This is a genomic window from Micromonospora sp. M71_S20, assembly GCF_003664255.1.
Taxonomy (GTDB): Bacteria; Actinomycetota; Actinomycetes; order Mycobacteriales; family Micromonosporaceae; genus Micromonospora.
The window spans coordinates 436388-455814 of the sequence record NZ_RCCV01000003.1 but is presented as its reverse complement, the minus strand read 5'-3'; the positions used below and the strand labels follow the sequence as shown (position 1 = coordinate 455814).

At 73.4% G+C, this 19427-nt stretch carries 19 protein-coding genes and 1 pseudogene; 9 read left to right on the top strand and 11 right to left on the bottom strand.

Annotated features, from left to right (window positions below):
* Positions 1-6: 6 nt before the first annotated feature.
* Positions 7-1089, top strand: coding sequence for a polyprenyl synthetase family protein (locus tag DER29_RS27305; protein ID WP_121400515.1), 1083 nt, complete (start codon positions 7-9; stop codon positions 1087-1089).
* A 75-nt stretch (positions 1090-1164) separates the two neighbouring features.
* On the opposite strand, the gene DER29_RS27300 is transcribed toward DER29_RS27305, so the two are convergent.
* Positions 1165-1557 carry an Rv2175c family DNA-binding protein gene (locus DER29_RS27300; protein WP_121400514.1) on the bottom strand — a complete coding sequence of 131 codons (393 nt, stop codon included), beginning with the start codon at positions 1555-1557 and terminating at the stop codon, positions 1165-1167.
* 164 nt (positions 1558-1721) lie between these two features.
* On the opposite strand from DER29_RS27300, the gene pknB reads away from it, so the two are divergent.
* Positions 1722-3707: a Stk1 family PASTA domain-containing Ser/Thr kinase gene (gene pknB, locus DER29_RS27295; protein ID WP_121400513.1), complete on the top strand. Its 1986-nt coding sequence runs from the start codon at positions 1722-1724 to the stop codon at positions 3705-3707.
* Positions 3708-3709: 2 nt separating this feature from the next.
* A complete protein-coding gene (locus DER29_RS27290; protein WP_121400512.1) occupies positions 3710-4573 on the top strand; it encodes a deoxyribonuclease IV in 864 nt (287 codons plus the stop codon).
* A gap of 18 nt (positions 4574-4591) precedes the next feature.
* On the opposite strand, the gene DER29_RS27285 is transcribed toward DER29_RS27290, so the two are convergent.
* The 4 genes from DER29_RS27285 to DER29_RS27270 all read right to left on the bottom strand — a co-directional run bounded on the left by DER29_RS27285 (position 4592) and on the right by DER29_RS27270 (position 9577).
* Entirely contained in the window at positions 4592-5566 is a 975-nt protein-coding gene (locus DER29_RS27285; protein WP_370040773.1) for a low specificity L-threonine aldolase, read from the bottom strand.
* 165 nt (positions 5567-5731) lie between these two features.
* Entirely contained in the window at positions 5732-7138 is a 1407-nt protein-coding gene (locus tag DER29_RS27280) for a class II 3-deoxy-7-phosphoheptulonate synthase (RefSeq protein WP_121400510.1), read from the bottom strand.
* A gap of 87 nt (positions 7139-7225) precedes the next feature.
* Positions 7226-7708: a hypothetical protein gene (locus tag DER29_RS27275; protein WP_121400915.1), complete on the bottom strand. Its 483-nt coding sequence runs from the start codon at positions 7706-7708 to the stop codon at positions 7226-7228.
* Between the two features lie 243 nt (positions 7709-7951).
* The gene (locus DER29_RS27270) at positions 7952-9577 is read right to left on the bottom strand and encodes a glycosyl hydrolase family 18 protein (protein WP_121400509.1); all 1626 of its coding nucleotides are present in this window, start codon (positions 9575-9577) and stop codon (positions 7952-7954) included.
* A gap of 192 nt (positions 9578-9769) precedes the next feature.
* On the opposite strand from DER29_RS27270, the gene DER29_RS27265 reads away from it, so the two are divergent.
* Positions 9770-10264: a glutathione peroxidase gene (locus tag DER29_RS27265; protein ID WP_121400508.1), complete on the top strand. Its 495-nt coding sequence runs from the start codon at positions 9770-9772 to the stop codon at positions 10262-10264.
* Positions 10265-10348: 84 nt separating this feature from the next.
* Positions 10349-10780: a hypothetical protein gene (locus DER29_RS27260; protein ID WP_121400507.1), complete on the top strand. Its 432-nt coding sequence runs from the start codon at positions 10349-10351 to the stop codon at positions 10778-10780.
* Positions 10781-10790: 10 nt separating this feature from the next.
* Here DER29_RS27260 and DER29_RS27255 read toward each other — a convergent pair whose 3' ends face one another.
* Positions 10791-11231: a DUF4259 domain-containing protein gene (locus DER29_RS27255; protein ID WP_121400506.1), complete on the bottom strand. Its 441-nt coding sequence runs from the start codon at positions 11229-11231 to the stop codon at positions 10791-10793.
* 298 nt (positions 11232-11529) lie between these two features.
* Between DER29_RS27255 and DER29_RS27245 the strand changes: the two are divergent.
* Both DER29_RS27245 and DER29_RS27240 read left to right on the top strand, forming a co-directional pair.
* Positions 11530-12246: pseudogene (locus DER29_RS27245) on the top strand (NADPH-dependent F420 reductase); the annotation flags it as partial.
* Between the two features lie 101 nt (positions 12247-12347).
* The gene (locus DER29_RS27240; protein ID WP_121400503.1) at positions 12348-13295 is read left to right on the top strand and encodes a threonine/serine dehydratase; all 948 of its coding nucleotides are present in this window, start codon (positions 12348-12350) and stop codon (positions 13293-13295) included.
* Positions 13296-13370: 75 nt separating this feature from the next.
* Here the strand turns inward: DER29_RS27240 and DER29_RS27235 are convergent, their stop codons facing one another.
* On the bottom strand, positions 13371-13721 hold the full coding sequence (locus tag DER29_RS27235) for a DUF2203 domain-containing protein (RefSeq protein WP_121400502.1): 351 nt from the start codon (positions 13719-13721) through the stop codon (positions 13371-13373).
* Positions 13722-13890: 169 nt separating this feature from the next.
* Here DER29_RS27235 and DER29_RS27230 point away from each other — a divergent pair, with 169 nt between their 5' ends.
* Entirely contained in the window at positions 13891-15183 is a 1293-nt protein-coding gene (locus DER29_RS27230; RefSeq protein WP_121400501.1) for an exo-beta-N-acetylmuramidase NamZ domain-containing protein, read from the top strand.
* 131 nt (positions 15184-15314) lie between these two features.
* Here the strand turns inward: DER29_RS27230 and proC are convergent, their stop codons facing one another.
* From proC to DER29_RS27210, 4 genes are all read right to left on the bottom strand, one after another.
* Positions 15315-16133 carry a pyrroline-5-carboxylate reductase gene (gene proC, locus DER29_RS27225; protein ID WP_121400500.1) on the bottom strand — a complete coding sequence of 273 codons (819 nt, stop codon included), beginning with the start codon at positions 16131-16133 and terminating at the stop codon, positions 15315-15317.
* Positions 16134-16205: 72 nt separating this feature from the next.
* Positions 16206-17234, bottom strand: coding sequence for a 6-phosphofructokinase (locus DER29_RS27220; RefSeq protein WP_121400914.1), 1029 nt, complete (start codon positions 17232-17234; stop codon positions 16206-16208).
* Positions 17235-17412: 178 nt separating this feature from the next.
* A complete protein-coding gene (locus DER29_RS27215) occupies positions 17413-17916 on the bottom strand; it encodes a pyridoxamine 5'-phosphate oxidase family protein (RefSeq protein WP_121400499.1) in 504 nt (167 codons plus the stop codon).
* A gap of 60 nt (positions 17917-17976) precedes the next feature.
* Positions 17977-18474, bottom strand: coding sequence for a polyadenylate-specific 3'-exoribonuclease AS (locus DER29_RS27210; protein ID WP_089003323.1), 498 nt, complete (start codon positions 18472-18474; stop codon positions 17977-17979).
* Between the two features lie 251 nt (positions 18475-18725).
* On the opposite strand from DER29_RS27210, the gene DER29_RS27205 reads away from it, so the two are divergent.
* Positions 18726-19418 carry a Crp/Fnr family transcriptional regulator gene (locus DER29_RS27205; protein WP_121400498.1) on the top strand — a complete coding sequence of 231 codons (693 nt, stop codon included), beginning with the start codon at positions 18726-18728 and terminating at the stop codon, positions 19416-19418.
* Positions 19419-19427: the final 9 nt, after the last annotated feature.

Sequence of the window (19427 nt, the reverse complement as noted above, 5' to 3'; positions counted from 1 at the left end):
CGTGGGGTGACCCACGCTGCTCCTGTTTCCCCCGTCGACCGCGCCGGGCTGCGTCAACGGATCGACAAGGCCCTGACCGAGTTCCTGGCCGGCCAGCGCGCCTGGATGGCCGGGGTCGACGACGCCCTGGCTCCGCTCGCCGAGGCGATCGAGGCGTTCGTCCTCGGCGGCGGCAAGCGACTGCGGCCGGCGTTCGCCTACTGGGGGTTCCGGGGAGCCGGCGGGGTGGACACCGACCAGGTGGTCACCGCCCTGGCCGCGTTGGAGTTCGTGCAGGCCAGCGCGCTGATCCACGACGACCTGATGGACCGGTCCGACACGCGGCGCGGCGAGCCGGCGGTGCACCGGCGGTTCGCCGCGCGGCACCGGGCGTCCGGCTGGGGCGGCGACGCGGACGGCTTCGGCGACGCCGCGGCGATCCTGCTGGGCGACCTGTCCCTGGTCTGGTCGGACGAGTTGCTGCACTCCGCCGGGCTGGACCCGCGCACGGTGGCCCGGGCCCGGCCGGTCTTCGACGCCATGCGCACCGAGGTCACCGTCGGCCAGTACCTGGACGTGCTGACCCAGGTGACCGGGGACACCTCGGTGGAGCGGGCCGGCAAGGTCGCCCGCTACAAGTCGGCGAAGTACACGGTCGAACGGCCGCTGCTGCTCGGGGCCGCGCTGGCCGACGCGTCGGCGGAGGTCCGGGCGGCGTACTCGGCGTACGGGCTGCCGCTGGGCGAGGCGTTCCAGCTCCGCGACGACGTGCTGGGGGTCTTCGGCGATCCCGCCCAGACCGGCAAGCCGGCCGGTGACGACCTGCGTGAGGGCAAGCGGACCTACCTGGTGGCGGCGGCCCTGGAGACGACCGACGGAGCGGGCCGGGAACTGCTGCTCGGTGGGCTCGGCGACCCCGGGCTGGACGAGGCCGGGGTCACCCAGCTGCGCGAGCTGATCGACGGCAGCGGGGCGCTGGCGCGTACGGAGCAGCGGATCGGCGTGCTGACCGACACCGCGCTGGCCGCGCTGGCCGCCGTCGACCTGGACACCGAGGCCCGGCAGGCCCTGGTCGACCTGGCCATCGCCGCCACCCGCCGCGCCGACTGACCCGCGCGCCCCGCGCGGGGCGCGCGGGGCGCGCGGGGCGCGCGGGGCGCGCGGGGCGCGCGGGTCAGGGGCGGGTCAGAAGCCCAAGGCCTGGGCCCGGCGCTTCACCTCGCGGGCCTGGTCGCCGGCGAGCGCCTTCGCGGGGCTGCCGCCGGGCAGGGTGTCGTCCGGCTCGTAGAGCCAGCGCAGCGCGCCCTCGTCGTCGTAGCCCCCGTCGGCCAGCAGGTTGAGCACGCCGGGCAGGTGCTTCAGCACCGTCTGGTTGGCCACCAGGTCGGCCGGCGTCCGGCGGACGCCGTCGCGGCGTACCGCGATCAGCTCCCGGTCCCGGATCATCTGGTGGACCTTGCTGATCGACACGTCGAGGCGCTCGGCCACGTCCGGCAGGGTCAGCCAGTCGGCGGCATCGGCGGGGCCGGCGGATTCGGCGCCGGGCACGGCCCGGTCGGCGGGTACTGAGTCGGTCACCGGACCACCCTGCCATGTCCCGCCCGGTCGGAGCCAACGGCACCCCCACGAGCCGGCTGAGCAGGGCCGGCGGGGCGAGCGAGTGCGGCGGAGCGGTCCTTGTCGCACCCCATCTGTAGCATCCTGTTCAACCTTCACCTCCTGGACACATAGACTCCCTGCCGATGGACACACAGGTCGCCGACACGTTGCTGGGCTCGCTGATCGACGGGCGCTACCGCATCCGCGGTCGCGTGGCCCGTGGCGGCATGGCGACCGTGTACACCGCCACCGACGAGCGCCTCGAGCGCACCGTCGCACTCAAGATCATTCATCCGTCCCAGGCCCCGGAACCAGGGGCGCGGGCGGCGGGCTTCGTGGAGCGGTTCACCGACGAGGCGAAGACCATCGCCCGGTTGACCCACCCCAACGTCGTCGCGGTCTACGACCAGGGCACCCACTCCGGCCTGCCCTACCTCGTGATGGAGTACGTCCGCGGTCGCACCCTGCGTGACGTGCTCGCCGAGCGGCGCCGGCTCAACCCCGACGAGGCGCTGGCCATCGCCGAGCAGATGCTCGCCGCGATCGCCGCCGCGCACCGGGCGGGGCTGGTGCACCGCGACGTGAAGCCGGAGAACGTGCTGGTCGCCGAGGCCCCCACCGGCGGCCCGGCCAACCTGGTCGACAGCGTGGTCAAGGTCGCCGACTTCGGGCTGGCCCAGGCGGTCGAGGCGAGCGCCGACGACGAGAACGGCAACCAGTTGATGGCCACGGTCGCGTACGTGGCCCCGGAACTGGTCACCGAGGGGCACGCCGACCCCCGCACCGACGTCTACTCCGCCGGCATCGTGCTGTTCGAGATGCTCACCGGTCGGGTGCCCTACGACGGGGACCGCCCGGTCGACGTCGCCTGGCAGCACGTCGACAACGACGTCCCGGCGCCGTCGACCCTGGTGCCCGGCCTGCCCAAGGCGCTCGACGAACTCATCGCCCGGGCCACCCGGCGTGATCCGGGCGCCCGGCCGACCGACGCCGGCGCGTTGCTGGCCGAGGTGCAGGCGGTCCGGGACGACCTGGGCGACGCGAACACGCGTACCGCCGTGCTGCGCCGGGTGTCCGACGAGCCGATGGCCGGGCCGACCATGATGGTCGCGGCGGTCCGGCCGGCCGAGCGGCCCGCCTGGGCCCGGCTACCCGAGGGCGGCGGCCCCCGGACGGGCCGTCGCCGGGCCGAGCCCGAGGAGGACGAGAGCCTGTGGTCGCGGCTGGCCGCGCTGCGCACCCGGGTGATGGGCGACCCGCGGGGCCGCACGGCGGCCATCGCCGCCGCGGTGGTGCTGGTCCTGCTGGTCGCCGGCGGCGGCTGGTGGTTCGCGGCCGGGCGCTACACGGAGGCCCCGCAGCTGGTGGCGATGACCAAGGCCGACGCGGAGGCGCAGGCCGCCCGCGCCGGGATCGTCCTCAGCTACGCCGAACCGCGCTACGACGAGAAGGTCCCGAAGGACGCCGTGCTGGCGCAGGATCCCGTCTCGGCCACGCGGATCGTCAAGGGCGGCACGATCACGCTGACCCTCTCGCTCGGGCCGGAGCGTTTCCCGGTGCCCGACGTGGTGGGCAAGGAGTTCGAGCTCGCCGAGGCGGACCTGCTCGACGCGAAGCTGGTGGTGGCCAAGGGCACCGCCCGCTACGACGACAACCTGCCCGCGGGCGTCGTGTTGGAGACCAACCCCAAGGTCGGCACCGAGGTGAAGCCGGGCGACAAGGTCACGGTCGTCCTGAGCAAGGGCAAGGCCCCGATCTCCGTGCCCAACCTGGTCGGCAAGAGCCTGGGTGAGGCCCGGACGATCCTCGCCCAACTGGGCCTGGAGCTGGTGGAGCCCACCTACAAGGACTCCGACAAGCCCAGGGACGAGATCCTCGGGCAGAGCCCGGCCGACGGCACCGGGGTGGAGCGGGGAGCGAAGGTCAAGCTGGAACTCAGCAAGGGCCCGCCGCTGGTCGCCGTGCCCCGGGTCATCGACCTGCCCTGTCAGCAGGCCAAGCAGCTGCTGGAGAGCCAGGGCTTCCCGGTGGCGATCCAGTTCAACCCGAACGGCGTCACCCGGTTCCAGAACCCGCCGGAGAACACGCAGGTGCCGCCGGCCACCCCGGTCACCCTCGGATGCATGTAGCGATGCCGGCACCGCAGCGGCTGGTCGGCTCGCACACGCCCACCTCCGGCGGCCTGGCGCGGGCCGCCCTGCCGTACGTCGACGCGGCCGGCTCACAGGTCGTGCAGGTCTACGTGTCCAACTCGCGGGGCTGGGCGCTGCCGGCGGGCGACCCGGCCCAGGACACGTTGTTCCGCGACGGCTGCGGCGAGCGGGGCGTGCCCGTCTTCATCCACGCGTCGCTGCTGGTCAACCTCGGCTCCCCCACCGCGAACACGGTCGAGCGTTCGGCGGAGACGCTCGCCCACGCGCTGCGCCGGGGCCGGGCGATCGGCGCCGAGGGTGTCGTCTTCCACGCCGGCAGCGCGGTCGACGAGGGGTACGCCGAGGCCGCCATGCGGCAGGTACGCGAGACGTTGCTGCCGCTGCTCGACGAGGCGGCGGCAGCGGAGGGCCCTCGGCTGCTGGTCGAGCCGAGCGCGGGCGGCGGTCGCTCGCTCGCCTCCCGGGTGGAGCAGCTCGGGCCCTACCTCGACGCGGTGGAACGGCACCCCTGGCTCGGGGTCTGCTTCGACACGTGCCACGCCTGGGCCGCCGGGCACGACCTGGCCGTCGAGGGCGGCATGACCGCGACGCTCGACACGCTCGTGGCGACGGTCGGGGCCGACCGGCTGCGGCTGGTGCACGCGAACGACTCGAAGGACCTCTGCGGCTCCACCCGGGACCGGCACGAGAACATCGGCAAGGGCACCATCGGCGAGCCGGCGTTCGCCGAGCTGATGGCGCATCCGGCCACCGCCGGCGTCCCGGTCGTGGTGGAGACGCCGACGGAGAAGCACGTCGGCCACGCCGCCGACATCGCCACCCTCAGGCGCCTGCACCCCTGACGCGGGCCGGCGGGGCGGTCAGCCCCGCAGGATGCGGGTGAGGACGTCCACGGCGCGGTCGATGCCGGCGTCGTCGACGTCCATGTGGGTGACCAGGCGGGCCGTGCGGGGGCCGAGCACCGAGACCAGGACGCCCTCGGCGCGGGCGGCGGCGGCCAGGGCGTGCGCGTCCAGCGGCGCCTTGGTCAGGTCCAGCGGCACCAGGTTGGTCCGGACGGTCGTGGCCAGCACCCCGAACGGGGCGATCGCCTCGGCGAGCCGGGCCGCCCGGGCGTGGTCGGCGGCGAGCCGGTCGACGTGGTGGGCGAGGGCGTACCGGCCGGCGGCGGCCAGGATGCCGGCCTGCCGCATCCCGCCGCCCATCCGCTTGCGGACGAACCGGGCCCGCTCGATCTTGTCGGCGCTGCCGACGACCAGCGAGCCGACCGGCGCGCCGAGGCCCTTGGAGAGGCAGACCGACAGGGTGTCGAAGAGGGCGCCGTAGTCGGCCAGCGGCACGCCGTCGGCGACGTGCGCGTGCCAGATCCGGGCGCCGTCGCAGTGCAGCGCGGCCTGCGCGTCGTCGGCGACCCGGCGCAGCTCGCGCAGGGTGGCCAGCGGGATCACCCCGCCGCCGCCCCGGTTGTGGGTCTGCTCGACGGCGATCGCCCGGGTGGGCACCGCCCAGTAGCCGTCCGGGCGGACCATGGCGGCGACCGCGTCCGGGTCGATGTCCGCGCCGACCGCCGGCCAGGTCCGCGAGGAGATCCCGCCGTACGCCGCGGCGGCCCCGATCTCGTACGTCACCACGTGCGCGTCGGCGTCGCAGAGCAGTTCGTTGCCCGGCGGCACCACCAGTTGCAGGGCGATCTGGTTGGCCATCGACCCGCTCGGGGCGAACAGCGCCGCCTCGTGCCCGAACAGCGCGGCGACCTCGGCCTCCAGCGCGTTGACGGTCGGGTCCTCGCCGTAGACGTCGTCGCCGACGTCGGCGGTGGCCATCGCCTCCCGCATCCCCGGCGTCGGCCGGGTCACGGTGTCCGAACGCAGGTCCACGAACTGATCAGGCACGGTCGTCCTTCCGGCTGCCGACTGCGGGGCTCGCAAGCTCACTCCTCGCGTCAGCCACTGTCATCCCTCCGGCCGCCGACTGCGGGGCTCGCAAGCTCACTCCTCGCGTCAGCCACGGAGCATCTCCGCCACGAGGAAGGCCAGCTCCAGCGACTGCTGGGTGTTCAGTCGCGGGTCGCAGGCGGTCTCGTACCGGCCGGGCAGGTCGAGGTCCTCGATGCCCTGGGCGCCGCCGAGGCACTCGGTGACGTCCTCGCCGGTCAGTTCCACGTGCAGCCCGCCCGGGTGGGTCTCCAGGCCCCGGTGCACCTCGAAGTAGCCGAGCACCTCGTCGACGATGCGGTCGAAGTGCCGGGTCTTGTAGCCGTTGGACGACTCGTGCGTGTTGCCGTGCATCGGGTCGCACTGCCAGACCACCTTGGCGCCGGCGGCGGTCACCTTCGCCACGATCGGCGGCAGGGCGTCGCGGACCCGGTGGTTGCCCATCCGGCTGATCAGGGTGAGCCGGCCGGGGACGTTCTCCGGGTTGAGCTTCTCGCAGAGCTCGATCGCCTCGTCCGGGGTCGTCGTCGGGCCGAGCTTCACGCCAATGGGGTTGGCGATGCGGGAGATGAAGTCGATGTGCGCCCCGTCGATCTGCCGGGTGCGCTCGCCGATCCACAGGAAGTGCCCGGACAGGCCGTACGCCCGGCGGTCGGAGACCCGGGTCAGCGCCCGGTCGTACTCCAGGGCGAGGGCCTCGTGCGAGCAGTAGAGGGTGACGGTGCGCAGCGCCTCGTCGTCGGTCATCCCGCAGGCCCGGATGAAGGCCAACGCCCGGTCGATCTCCCGGGCGATCGCCTCGTAGCGCTCGCCGGCCGGGGAGTTCTTGACGAAGCCCTTGTTCCAGTCGTGCACGGCGTGCAGGTCGGCCAGCCCGCCGGCCAGGTAGGCGCGGAGCATGTTCATCGCGGCGGCCGAGTTCGCGTACGCCCGGATCATGCGCTGCGGGTCGGCGGCCCGCGCCTCCGGCGTCGCCTCCAGCGAGTTGATCATGTCACCGCGGTAGGCGGGCAGGCCGCGCGCGTCGGTCGGCAGCGACCGGGGCTTGGTGTACTGCCCGGCGACCCGGGCCACCTTGACCACCGGCAGCGAGGCACCGTAGGTGAGCACGATCGCCATCTGGAGCAGGGTGCGGGCGTTGGCCAGCAGGTGGCTCTCGGTGTTGTCGACGAAGGTCTCCGCGCAGTCGCCGCCCTGGAGCAGGAACGCCTTGCCCTCGCACACCAGCGCCAGCCGCTGCCGCAGCTGGTCGACCTCGTAGGGCGCCACCACCGAGGGCACGGTGTCGAGCACCTTGCAGACCTCGGCGACGCCCGCCGGGTCCGGCCAGGGCGGGGTCTGCGCACGCGGCAGCTCCCGCCAGCGGTCGAGGCCGAGGGCCGCGTCCTCGGCGGAGTCGACGGTCGGACGGCTGGTCTGCAGCCCAGGGCTGCCCACCGCGGGATGGCTCAGCTGATGCCACTCATGGCGCATGACGAAAGCCTACGGCGAGCGGCCCGGCGACCGACCGGCGAGGGGGATGGTTCCGGCAGGTGAGAGCGGACTCACCCGGAGGCAGGGTCAGCCGGTGGCGGCGGGGGCCGGGGTGTTGCCGCCCGGCGCCTCGGCGGCGATGCACCAGTCGGCGCCGTCGCGGGTGACCGTGAACAGCAGCGGCCGGGTGAGCGTGCGGGAGCCGGCGGCGACCGAGATCGACGTGCTCACCTCCTGGCCCCGGGGACCGGAGCGGATGTCGGTGATCTCGGCCCGCGGCACCGTGAAGTGGTCGGCGAAGTCGCCGTTGGGGCCGGTCGCGGCGGTGTCGAAGCTCTGCTGGAGGGCGGCGCAGAGCTGGCTGCGCCCGGCCGCGACGTCCTTGGCGGTCATCGCGTCGAGGTAGGCCTGCACCCGTTCCCGCGACTTCGTGGTGGCCTCCTCGGCCGGGGCCCGCCCGGGCTTGGTCGCCGGGTCCTCCTCCTCGCCGATGCCGCAGCCGAGCAGGACGAGGGGAAAGGTCCCGAGCAGCACGGCGCCCGCCGCGAGCCTCCCGCGCGTCGCGCGCATCGCCACCTCCGTCACCGTGGACATCGAGCCCGTTGAGCGGCGAGTCTGTCACATCGACACATGTGCCCGGACGCCGCCGCGCCCGAACCGTCCGGTCCCCGCCACCGACGTGCCCGTCACCGAACGCCACCGGCCGCCCGACCGGGCCGACGCGGGAGGCTCCCCACGACCCGGGCACAGCGGGCGGGGAGGGACCGGTGCGTGGTCCCTCCCCGCCGTGTGGGTGGTGCGTCGGCACTCGGCTCAGCCGAGACCGCCCTTGATGGCGCCGATCAGCTCGCCGTTACCGGTGTCACCGGAGAGCTCCCAGAAGAAGGCGCCACCGAGGCCCTGGTTCTTCGCGTACGTCATCTTGCCGTTGATCGTGGAGGGGGTGTCGTAGCTCCACCAGTTGCTGCCGCACTTGGCGTACGCCGTGCCGGCGACGGTGCCGGTGGCCGGGCAGGTGTTCTTGAGGACCTTGTAGTCCTCGATGCCCTGCTCGTAGGTGCCCGGGGCGGGGCCGGTGGCGGTGCCACCCGGGGCGGTCTGGGTCACCCCGGTCCAACCCCGGCCGTAGAAGCCGATGCCGAGCAGCAGCTTGTCCGACGGGATGCCCTTGCTCTTGAGCTTCTGGATCGCCGCGTCGGACCAGAAGCCCTGCTGCGGGATGCCGGCGTACGAGGTGAGCGGGGAGTGCGGGGCGGTGGGGCCCTGCGCGTTGAAGGCGCCGAAGTAGTCGTACGTCATCGGCATGATCCAGTTGAGGTGCGTCGCGGCGCCGGCGTAGTCGGTGGCGTCGATCTTGCCGCCGTTGCTGCCGTCCGCCGTGATCGCGGCGGTGACCAGCGCCGACGAGCCGAACTTCGAGCGCAGCGCGCTGACCACGTTCTTGAAGGCGTTCGGGCCGCTGCTGTCGCAGGTGAGCCCGCAGGCGTTCGGGTACTCCCAGTCGACGTCGATGCCGTCGAAGACGTCCGCCCAGCGCGGGTCCTCGACCAGGTTGTGGCAGCTCTCGGCGAACGCGGCCGGGTTCTGCGCGGCCTGGGTGAAGCCGCCCGACCAGGTCCAGCCGCCGAAGGACCAGATCACCTTCAGGTTCGGGTACATCTTCTTGAGCTTGCGCAGCTGGTTGAAGCTGCCGCGCAGCGGCTGGTCCCAGGTGTCGGCGACGCCGTCGACGCTGTCCGCCGCGGTGTAGGCCTTCTCGTAGTCGGCGTAGCTGTCACCGATGGTGCAGCGGCCACCGGTGGTGTTGCCGAAGGCGTACAGGATGTGGGTCAGCTTGGCGGCCGAGCCGCTGGTGTGGATGTTCTTCACGTGGTAGTTGCGGGCGTAGACGCCCCACTGCGCGAAGTAGCCGACGACCTTCTTGCCGCCCGGGCCCGGCGGCGGGGTGGTGGGCGGAGGCGTGCTCGGCGGCGGGGTCGTGGGCGGCGCCGTGGTCGGCGGGGTGGTGGTGGGCGGCGCGGTGGTGGGGGGCGGGGTGCCGCCACCGCACGGCGCGCCGTTGATCGTGCAGTTCAGCGGCGCCTTGTACGCGCCGGTGCCGTTGTAGCCCCAGCTGAACGAGGCGCCCGCCGCGATCGGGCCGGCCCAGCTCTTCTTGACCGCGACGTAGTGGTCGCCGGTGCGAGTGACGTCGGCGTCCCAGGAACTGCTGATGCTGGTGCCCGACGGCAGGTCGAACTCGATGCGCCAGGTGCTCACCGGGGCGCTCGTCCCGTTGGTGACGGTCACCCGCGTCTCGTGACCGGTCCCCCAGTCCTGCGCCTTGGCGAACCCGGCGGTCACACTGCCGGCGCCGAACGCACTGGCCATCGGGACCGTGGCGGCGGTCACCGCCATCACGGCGCCGACCCAGAGGGCCCGGCGGAGCGATCTCTTCATGCGGCGTCTCCCTAAACAGTTAGGAAACTTTCCAGATTGATGGTGAGACGCTACTCACGCCGTCATCCCTTCGTCAAGATGTGCATGTATCGATTTCGACTGGGAGCGCGACCAGCCTCCCGGCCGCTCCCTCAGCGGCGGCCCACTGGCGGCGCGAGCGGCGGCCGCGGTGGCGGCGCGTAGCCTCGGTCCATGACCGTCTTCGACACCCGGATCGACGCCCTGGCCGGAGGCCCGGCCGACCTCGCGCAGTACCGCGGACGCGCGCTGCTGGTGGTCAACGTCGCCTCGCGCTGCGGCCTCACCCCGCAGTACGCCGGCCTCCAGGCGCTGCACGACGAGTACGCCGACCGCGGCCTGGTGGTGCTCGGCGTGCCCTGCAACCAGTTCGCCGGCCAGGAGCCGGGCACCGCCGCCGAGATCAGCGACTTCTGCCAGGTCAACTACGGGGTGACCTTCCCGCTCACCGAGAAGGTCGACGTGAACGGCCCCGGCCGCCACCCGCTCTATGCGGCGCTGGTCGGCACGGCCGACGCGGAGGGCCACGCCGGCGACGTGCGGTGGAACTTCGAGAAGTTCCTCGTCGCCCCGGACGGCACGGTGGCGGCCCGGTTCGCACCCACCGTCGAGCCCGGCTCGACCGACCTGCGCGCCGCGATCGAGAAGGTGCTGCCCCCAGCGGTCTGACGCCACCCGCCTCGATCGAGCCGCTGCGTGTCGGGCGGACTACGATCGGCGACACCCGGGACGATTCGGGCGGAGGGGGTCGGGATGTTCTTCGCGGTGCAGGGGATGCTCGCGCCGGGCCAGGTCCCGCCCGACCACCACGTCAGCATCCAGCGCCCGCTCGACGCCGGCCGGGTGGTGCTCGACGCCGCCGTGCCGGACGACGTGCTGCGCGACCAGGGGAGCCTGCGCCACGTCCCGCCGGCTCCCGAGCACCTCGACGGCTCGGGACGGCACCGCTTCGCGTTGGAGCACCTGCTCGGTCGGGTCGACGACGCGACGCCCTACATCCGGATGTCGCCCGAGGACCTGCCGCCGTTCGTCTGGGAGCTCTTCGCGGCGGCCAGGCCGGTGGTGTTCGTCTGGACCGACCCGACGACCGGCGTACGGGTCGAGCGGGTGGTGGCGGCGGTCCGGCGCGACGGCGATCCGGGCGGTCCGGCCGGGCGCCCCCTGCCCGGTCCCCGCCGGCGGTGAACCCCGCGCCTCAGCCCCCGACGGCGGCGGCCCCGGTCGGGTCGGCCAGCGCGGCCCGGATCGGGGCGAGCGCGGCGGCGAACTCGTCTAGCTCACCGGCCTCGTCCCAGAGCTCGGCCAGCTCGGACCCGTCGGCGAGCACCCGCTCCAGCGCCCGCAGGGCCAGCGCCGGCAGCTCCGCGGAGAGCGTGAGGCGCCCGCCGGCGGTGAGGAAGTCCGGCGCGTACGCCGAGTCGACCGGCGGGCCGCCGGGAAGGTGCGCGGCGACCACCGCCGACGCCGCGACCGCCTTGGCGCCGGGCCACGAGTCCAGGAAGTCGTCCTCCCCCGCCGCCTCGCGCAGCGCCTGCTCGACCAGCAGGGGCCGCCGCTCCGGCGACGCCTCGTCGAGGCCGGCGCACCAGTCCGCCGCCACGTCGTTGTCGAATGGCCCCGCCGCCCACGTGCCCATCGCACTCCCCAATCCGTGTTCGCAAGTGGAGGCAGGCTAGCCGCCAGGGCCGACACCGGTCCCCCCGCGACGGCGATGCGGGCCGCCCGGCAGGCGTTGTCCCGAAGCCGGCCCCCCGCACCCCGGCCGGCAGTACGTTGGGCGGACGGGCGCGCGGACCGCCCCCGCCGGCCGCCCGACCCGCACCCGGTCCGACGCCGTCGACCGGCCCACCGGGCACCGGGCACCGGGCACCGGGCACCGGGCACCGGGCACCGGGCACCGGGCACCGGGCACCGGGCGGAATTGTCGACCACGCCGGTGGGGAATACCGCCACCGCGGACGAGGTTGGGAAGCGACATGACAACTGTGGGACTGATCGGCAGTGGACACATCGGCGGCACGGTGGCGCGGCTGGCGGTGGCCGCCGGCTACGAGGTGGTGCTGAGCAACTCGCGCGGCCCGGAGACCCTCAAGGATCTCGTCGAGGAGCTGGGCCCGCGCGCCCGGGCGGCCACGGTCCGGGAGGCCGCGGAGGCCGGCGATCTGGTGGTCGTCACCATCCCGCTGAAGGCGTACCGGGACGTGCCGGTCGAGCCGCTCGCCGGCAAGCTGGTGCTGGACACCAACAACTACTACCCGGAGCGGGACGGCCGGTTCCCCGAGCTGGACTCGGGCTCCACCACCAGCAGCGAGCTGCTGCAACGGCACCTGCCACAGTCGCGGGTGGTCAAGGTGTTCAACAACATCTTCTTCAAGCACCTGCACGCGCTGGCCCGGCCGGCCGGCGCCGACGACCGCAGCGCGCTGCCCGTCGCCGGCGACGACGCGGGCGCGAAGGCGGAGGCCGCGGCCTTCCTCGACCGGATCGGCTACGACGCCGTGGACGCCGGGACGCTCGCCGAGAGCTGGCGCTACCAGCCGGACACCCCGGCATACGGGACCATCTACTCGGCCGACCCGGCGGACTGGGAGCGCGAGGCGCCGGCTGACGCCGCCAGGGTGCGCGCCGCGCTGGCCGAAGCCACCCGCTGAGCGGTCGCGCCACCGCCCCGCCGGTCGCACCGTTCGATCGGGTCCTGCGTCGCCATCACCACGGGCGGTGCGACCGGCCGGGGCCGGGCTAAGCTGCGACCGTGCAGCTCACCACCGTGGACGACATCATCACGGCCGAGAGGCGCATCGGGGGGCGGGTCGCCCGCACGCCGCTGCTGCCCTGCCCCCGCCTCGGCGACCCGCTCCGGCTCGACCTCGCGGTCAAGGCGGAGAACCTCCAGCACACCGGCAGCTTCAAGGTGCGGGGCGCGCTGAACGCGCTGCTCGCCCGCGTCGAACGGGAGGGGGCGCCCGCCGGGCTGACAGCCTTCTCCGCCGGCAACCACGCGGCGGCCGTGGCCTTCGCCGGTCGCGCCTTCGGCCTGCCGACGGTCGTCTGCATGCCACCGCACGCGGTGCCGACCAAGATCGAGGCGGTCCGGCGGTACGGCGGCGAGGTCGTCCTCACCGACGACCTGCTGGGCACCTGCCAGGCCCTCGCGGCGGAGCGCGGCTACCACCTCCTGCACCCGTTCGACGAGCCGGACGTCATCGCCGGCCAGGCCACCGTCGGCAGGGAGATCCTGGCCGACGGCCCGCCGCCGGAGCTGGTCCTGGTGCCGGTGGGCGGCGGCGGGCTGATCAGCGGGGTGGCGTCGGCGGTCCGGGCGGCCGTCCCCACCGCCCGAATCGTCGGGGTCGAGCCGGCCACCGCCAACGCGGTCGGCCACGCGCTGCGCACCGACGGCGACGCCCTCGCGGTACGGCCGACCTCCATCGCCGACGGGCTGGCGGCGCCGTTCGCCGGGCGGCACACCCTGGCGCACGTCCGCGCGCTGGTGGACGAGGTGGTCGAGGTGTCCGAGGAGGACATCCGGGCCGCCTGGTGGGAGCTGCTGGACGCGACGAAGCTCCTGGTCGAGCCGTCCGCCGCCGTCACCCTCGCCGCGTTGCGGGCCGGCCTGGTCGACGCCGCGTCGGGCACCCGTACCGTGCTCGTCATCAGCGGCGGGAACGTCTCCCCGGCCATGCTCGCGTCCCTGGCCTGAGCACCACCGGCGCGGGCGACGGGCCCGGCCCGCTGCCCGCCACCGCCCCGGGCAGGGCGACCCCGCCGCGGCGGATCAGACCGGGCGGCGGCCGGCGAAGCCGCACTCCACCCGGTGGTACCAACGCACGTCGCTGTCCCCCTCCAGCCAGCACCAGAGCACCGGCCGGCCGTCACGCTCGCCGGGGAAGTCGAGCAGCACCGGCGCGATGCCCTTGACCTGGATGTCGTGGGAGTGCAAGTCCTCGACGACGGCGTGCAACCGCGCCTCCAGCCCCTTGACCTCGGCCAGTCCGCCGAGCGGGCTCGCACCCCGCTCGGCCAGGTCGACGCGCAGCTCGGCCAGGTCGGCCCGCAGGCGGATCAGTTCGTCGACGCGCGGGCGCAGGGTGGCGATCAGGTGGCGGGCCTGGGCGAGGGTGAACACCGGGCCAGTATGGAGCACCGTCCGACCGGTGGGTCCGCACCACGCGCCGCCGGGCCGCGGTTCAGAAAGCGCCGCCGGCCGACCCCGTCCACCCCGGCTTTGTAGCTAACCTTCCTTGACGGGGCATCAACGTGTAGCTAAGTTTCGACCAAACCGAGGGAGGGTCGACATGGAGCGAAGGAAGTTCCTGGCCGGAGCGGGTGCGGTGACCGCGGGCGCGGTCGCGGCGACGGCACCCGGTGCGGCCGGTCACGCCGCGCCCGGCATCCGCCGCGTGGAGACCGGGCTCGACGTGCTCGTCCGGTCCGACTTCGCCGAACTCGCCGGCCAGCGGGTCGGGGTGATCTCGAACCCCACCGGCGTGGACTCGGCCTACCGGCACCTGGTCGACCTGATGCACGCCTCCGGCACGGTGCGGCTGGCCGCCGCGTTCGGCCCCGAGCACGGCTTCCGCGGCTCGGCGCAGGCCGGGGGCAGCGAGGGCACCGGCATCGACGCCCGCACCGGGATCACCGTCTACGACGCTTACGGCGCCTCGCTGGCCAAGTGGGAGACCATGTTCACCCAGGCCGGCGTCGACACCGTCGTCTTCGACATCCAGGACGTCGGCGCCCGCTTCTACACGTACATCTGGACCATGTACACCTCGATGATGGCCGCGGCCCGGACCGGCAAGCGGTACGTGGTGCTGGACCGGCCGAACCCGGTCGGCGGCCGGGCCTACGGGCCGATGATGACCGCCGGCTACACCTCCGGGGTGGGGCTGAAGGAGATCGTCCAGCAGCACGGGATGACCGTCGGCGAGCTGGCCCGGTTCTTCAACGCCGAGTTCCTGCCCGCCGAGGCCGGCCGCCAGGTGGACCTGCACGTCGTGAAGTGCCGGCACTGGAAGCGCGACAGGCTGGCCGCCGACACCGACCTGCCCTGGGTGCTGCCCAGCCCGAACATGCCCACCACGGACACTGCGCTGGTCTACCCCGGCACCGGCCTGTTCGAGGGCGTTGCCTCGCTCACCGAGGGCCGGGGCACCTGCAAGCCGTTCGAGCTGATCGGCGGGCTGGCCGAGGACTTCGACTACCACTGGTCCGACCGGCTCAACGCCCGCGAGCTGCCCGGCGTCGAGTTCCGCGAGGCGTACTTCACGCCGACGTCCGCCGGGCAGAAGCCCGCGCTGCTCAACAAGCTCTGCGCGGGGGTCGAGGTCAAGGTCGTCGACCGCGCGAAGTACGACCCGATCCGCACGGCGGTCGCGATGCTGGTGGAGGCGCACAAGTACGAGGCGTTCGCGTGGCGGCGCGACTCGTGGGACGCCGTGCGGCCGTACTGGATCGACAAGCTGACCGGGTCGCCGCGACTGCGCACGATGATCGACGCGGGCGCCGACGTGGACGACGTGGTAGGCGCCTGGGCCGACGAGCTGGCGGACTTCAACCGCCGCCGCAAGCCCCACCTGCTCTACTGATGATCTCACCGGCCAAGGCGCCGACCCGGGCGAGCAGGCTGGCCGGGTCGGCGTCGAGGTCGAGCGCATGGCAGACGATCCCGATCCCGGCGTTGCGGACCACATGACGGACGGGCGGCTGCTCGCCGGAGTCAGTCGGCCTGGGCGGCCAGTTCGCGGGCGCGGTCGCGGGCCGCTTCCAGCGCGGCGAGCAGCGCCGCGCGTACGCCGTGCTTCTCCAGCTCGCGCACGGCGGAGATGGTGGTGCCGGCCGGCGAGGTGACCGCCTCGCGCAGCTTCACCGGGTGCTCGCCGGAGTCGCGCAGCATCACGGCCGAGCCGATCGCGGTCTGCACGATCAGCTCGTGCGCGACCTGCCGGGGCAGGCCGAGCAGGATGCCGGCGTCGATCATCGCCTCGACGAGCAGGTAGAAGTACGCCGGCCCGGAGCCGGAGAGCGCGGTCACCGCGTCCTGCTGGGACTCGGGCACCCGGACGGTCGAGCCCAGCGGCTTGAACATCTCCTCGGCCAGCGCGAGGTGCGTGCCGGTGGCGTGGGCGCCGGCGGAGATCGCCGTCATCGCCTGGTCGACCAGGGCCGGGGTGTTGGTCATCACCCGCACCACGGGCGTGCCCTCGGGCAGGCGGCGGTTGAAGAAGCTGGTCGGCAGGCCGGCGCAGAGCGAGATGACCAGCTTGTCGGCGGGCACCTTCGGCCCGATCTCCTCCAGCAGCGTCGCCGCGTCCTGCGGCTTGACCGAGACGGCGAGCACCTCCGCCTCGGCCACGGCGGTGAGGTTGTCGACCACCCGTACCCCGTAACGGGCGGTCAGCTCCTCGGCACGGGCGGGTCGGCGGGCCGTGGCCAGCAGCCGGCCCACCGGCCAGCCCGAGCGCAGCAGCCCGGAGAGCATCAGCTCGCCGATCTTGCCGGCCCCGATCACCGCGACCGTGTGCACCGAACCCGCCATCGCCGTCGTACCCCCTCGCCGTGAGCCGGCGTCGCGGCGGGCCGGACGGCCCGCCACGACGCCGCGGATGGATCAGCTGCCGAAGAAGACCTCGGCCTCGGCGTACCGCTCCAGCGGCACGGTCTTCAGCTCGCGGGTGGCGTCGGCCAGCGGGACGCGGACGATGTCCGTGCTCTGCATGGCGACCATCTTGCCCCAGTCGCCCTCGTGGACCGCGTCGATCGCCTGGAGGCCGAGCCGGGTGGCGAGCACCCGGTCGAAGGCGCTCGGGGTGCCGCCGCGCTGGATGTGCCCGAGCACGACCGTGCGGGCCTCCTTGCCGGTCTTGGCCTCCAGCTGCTCGGCGAGCCACTGGCCGATGCCGCCGAGGCGGACGTGGCCGAACGCGTCGAGCTCCTGGTTGTGCAGGACCATCTGGCCGTCCAGCGGCTGGGCGCCCTCGGCGACCACGACGATCGGGGCGTACTGGTGCTGGAAGCGCTTCTCGACGTAGCCGGCGACCTGCTCGACGTCGAACTGCCGCTCCGGCAGCAGGATCACGTTGGCGCCGCCGGCCAGGCCGGCGTGCAGGGCGATCCAGCCGGCGTGCCGGCCCATCACCTCGACCACCAGGGTGCGGTGGTGGCTCTCGGCGGTGGTGTGCAGCCGGTCGATCGCCTCCATCGCGATGTTGACGGCGGTGTCGAAGCCGAAGGTGTAGTCGGTGGCGCCGAGGTCGTTGTCGATCGTCTTCGGCACGCCGATCACGTGGACCCCGAGCTCGTGCAGCTTCGTGGCCACGCCGAGGGTGTCCTCGCCGCCGATCGCGATGAGCGCGTCCACGCCCTGCGCGGCGAGGTTCTCCTTGATCCGCTCGACGCCGTTCTCGATCTTGAAGGGGTTCGTCCGGGACGAACCGAGGATGGTGCCGCCGCGCGGCAGGATGCCGCGGACCTCCGCGATGCCCAGGGGGCGGGACAGGCCCTCCAACGGGCCCTTCCAGCCGTCCCGGAAACCCACGAACTCGTGGCCGTAGCTGGCGACGCCCTTGCGGACCACCGCCCGGATGACCGCGTTGAGACCTGGGCAGTCGCCGCCGCCGGTGAGCACGCCGATACGCATGATCTGCTCATCCTCCTGGAGCATCAGGTGTAGCCCGATTTGCCCCAGGATATGTGTCGAATCAGACCATCGGCGCCGTTGCCGGCCCGGGGCGGGCCGTCAGTGCGCACTGTAGTCGTCGCTGGCGCACGTCGACACCGCGCCCCGGGCCGGTCCCACGGGCCGGTCGGCCTACCGGTCAGTAGCTGACCTCGTGGTTCTCCCCCACCTTCGGCGGCTTGCCGGTCACCGCCGCCTTGGCGTAGCCGAACAGGTTGACCACGGTGCTCGACGGGGAGTCCCAGTACTCCGCGGAGCTGGCGTGGACCTTGACCAGGGTGAGCCCGGGAGTCTCCAGCCCGTCCGGGAACCAGGCCTTGAGCACCGGGTTCCACAGCTGTTCGGCCTTCGCCCGGTCGTACCCCTCGCGGGCGGTGCCCGAGACCGACACCCAGGCGTTGCGCCGGGAGTCGGAGAAGGAGACGTTGACCTCCGGGTTCACGCGGATCTGCCGGACCTTGGCGGAGTCGGCGTACGCGAAGAACCACAGGTCGCCGTCGAACTCCGCCTCCTGCAGGCCCATCGGACGGCTCACCATCCGGCCGTCCACGGCCGTCGTGGTGAGCATGCAGATGCGCGCCTCCCGGACCAGCTCGGTCACCCGGCGCCGGGCCTCGGCGGCGTTAGTCGGTTCGTTGCTCATGGGACTCTCCCTCACATCGGCTCGACGTCGCACCGGTGCCCGGGACAGAACCGACCAAACCTACGAACCGGTCATCGCCCGCCACCGGGCCAGGTTGTGCCGGGCGTCGACCAGCGCGTCGTGGCGCGCCGCGTCGGCGTCCGGCAGCGGCGGCCGGCCCCGGTCGTCCCAGAGCTGGCGCAGGTCCTTCGTGAACCGGGGGATCTCCCGGGGCAGCGCCGGCATGGCGCCCCACAGCTGGGCCAGGGCGACGTGGTCGTACGCGGCGTACCAGGCCCAGAGCTCCAACTGCTCGCCCGGGCGGTCGCGGACCGGCTCGACGAGGAAGTCGTACAGCTCGTCGCGGATGCGCTCCCGGGAACGCCAGGCGCGGTTCGCCGGGGAGGGCAGCTTGTCGAGCACGTTGCGGCGCACCCAGGGCACGGCCCGCGAGTCGTCGAACTCGGTCGAGACGGCGTAGAACTCGCGGCCGTACTCGTCGACGACGCCGATCGACACCAGGTCGACGAGCCGGCCGTCCTCGATGAACTCGCAGTCGTAGAAATAGCGGTAGACCATCACCGGTCATCCTCGCCCACGCCCGTCGCCGCCGGGCCACCGGGGCGGCCGGATGCCGCCCACCACGCCGATCGCCGCAGCTCGGGAGTGTCACGGAAGTGATTTGAGGGGTGTACAGCAAGCGACCGGACCGTCATGATCTGATGTGTACCGCTACCGGACGCCGAACCGGTGTCAGTTCACCTCGTCGAGGGCCTTCAGGTTCACCCGGTGAGCGAGTTGTGGTCCTTGACCGGGGGAGGGGTTGGGCCGTGGAGATGCGCCTTCCGGAGCCGGGTGACGCGCTCACGGGTGTGGAGATGTTCGCCGGGCTGGAGCCGGAGGTCCGGCAGCGGGTGATCGCCGCGGCGGTCCCCCGCACGTACCGCAAGGGTCAGCTGCTCTTCGTCGAGAACGACCCCGGCGAGTCCCTCATCGTCCTGCGTCGGGGCGCGGTCGCGGTCTTCCGCACCGCGCCGACCGGCGAGCGCGCGGTGCTGTCGGTGATCCGTCCGCCGGACGTGCTGGGCGAGGTCTCCCTGCTCGACGCCTCCACCCGCTCCGCCTCGGCCGAGGCGATCGAGGACTGCGCCGCGCTCGCGCTGTCCCGGGGCGCGTTCATGGAGCTGGTGCACTCCAACCCGCGCATCCTCGACGCGGTGATGCGCTCGCTCGGCGGGCTGATCCGCCGGCTGACCGAGCAGAACGCCGACCACGTCTTCCTGGACCTGCCCGGCCGGGTGGCCAAGACCCTGGTCCGGCTGGCCGGCGAGAGCCAGGCCCCGATGATCACCATCGAGCTCAACCAGAGCCAGCTCGCGGAGATGGCCGGCGGCTCGCGGCAGAGCGTCAACCAGGCGATCGGGTCGTTCGCCAACCGGGGTTGGCTGCGCACCGAGGGCCGGCGGATCGTGGTCACCGACGTGGCGGCGCTGCGCCGCCGCGCCGGCATGAGCGAGCGCTGAGGCGTACGC